Origin of the sequence: Actinoplanes sp. NPDC049599, from assembly GCF_044465625.1 — a bacterium.
GTDB lineage: Bacteria > Actinomycetota > Actinomycetes > Mycobacteriales > Micromonosporaceae > Actinoplanes.
Genome location: NZ_JBITLX010000080.1, coordinates 1 through 1,455, shown reverse-complemented (window position 1 = coordinate 1,455; position 1,455 = coordinate 1). Strand labels below are relative to the sequence as shown.

Here is a 1,455-nt window from a genome sequence, read left to right as displayed (position 1 = left end):
CGTCCACCAGTGCGTCCAACCGCGTGGTGGACACCCCTGAGTACGGACGAGGAGAGCGCCTCTTCGAGTTTGCTCACCCAGATCTGCTCCCGCAGTGTGGGAATTGGGGAGCGTGAAGGGGTGGATGGTCACCCCGATCCGGGGCGGCGCCCCGACCCGGCGGCTCGGCTGACGCGGTGACGGCCAGCGCCAGTGGCCTGGCCCCGCAGATCAGTGTTACCTATGCCGACCTGCAGGTTGCGCGCGTCGCGAAGCAGCGGGGCATGGACACTGCAACGGTGGAGAAACTGGTTTCCAAGTACACCACCGGTCGCGCGCTGGGTTTCATCGGTGAGCCGGCGGTCAACGTGCTGAAGCTGAACGTGGCGCTTGACCAGTCCGTCGCCAAGCAGGGTTAGGAACAGAGGACGATGGCCGGCCAGTTGCGGGTGCATCTCGGGGCTGCTCCCGGGGTGGGTAAGACGTACAGGATGCTTGAGGAAGGGCATCGGCGGCGTGAGCGGGGCACTGATGTCGTGGTCGGGTACGTCGAGACGCATGGCCGGGAGCAGACCGAGGCGATGCTGGCTGATCTGGAGGTGCTTCCGCGGCGGACGGTTTCCTATCGTGGGGCCACGTTCACCGAGATGGATGTGGACGCGGTGATCGCGCGGGGCGCGGAGGTGGTCCTGGTGGATGAGCTGGCCCACACCAATGTGCCGGGTTCGCGGAACACCAAGCGCTGGCAGGACATCGAGGAATTGCTGGATGCCGGGATCACGGTGCTGACCACGGTGAATGTGCAGCATCTGGAGTCGATCAACGACATCGTCCGGCAGATCACGGGGGTGCCGCAGCGGGAGACGGTGCCGGATGAGGTGGTGCGCCGGGCCGATGCGATCGAGTTGGTGGATATGGCCCCCGAGGCGATCCGGCGGCGGATGGCGCACGGCAACATCTACCGGCCGGAGAAGATCGACGCTGCCCTGGGTAACTATTTCCGGGTCGGGAACCTGACCGCGCTGCGGGAGCTGGCGTTGTTGTGGCTGGCGGACAAGGTTGATGACGAGCTGGAGAAGTACCGGGCCTCGCACGACATTTCCGATACGTGGGAGGCCCGGGAACGGGTGGTGGTGGCGCTGACCGGGGGCCCGGAGGGGGAGACGCTCATCCGTCGGGCTGCCCGGCTGGCCAGCCGTTCCCGGGGTGCTGATCTGTTGGCCGTGCACGTGGCCCGGAATGATGGTCTGAGTAGTGGTAGTCACGCCAATCTGGTGACCCAGCGGACCCTGATCGAGGATCTGGGTGGCACGTATCACCAGGTCGTGGGTAACGACATCCCCACCGCTCTACTCGACTTCGCCCGCGGGGTCAACGCAACCGAACTGGTCCTGGGCGTCTCCCGGCGAGGTCGGATCTCCTCGTTGCTCTCCCCCGGGGTCGGCGTCACCACCACCAACGGCGCCGGGGCGATCG

2 protein-coding genes are annotated in these 1,455 nt (G+C 66.3%); both read left to right on the top strand.

Going from position 1 to position 1,455, the window contains the following annotated elements:
• Positions 1 to 176: 176 nt before the first annotated feature.
• Positions 177 to 398, top strand: coding sequence for a potassium-transporting ATPase subunit C (locus ACIBQZ_RS43285; protein WP_396094786.1), 222 nt, complete (start codon positions 177 to 179; stop codon positions 396 to 398).
• A gap of 72 nt (positions 399 to 470) precedes the next feature.
• Positions 471 to 1,455: universal stress protein (locus ACIBQZ_RS43280; protein ID WP_396094785.1), on the top strand; the 985-nt coding region annotated here is incomplete at its 3' end.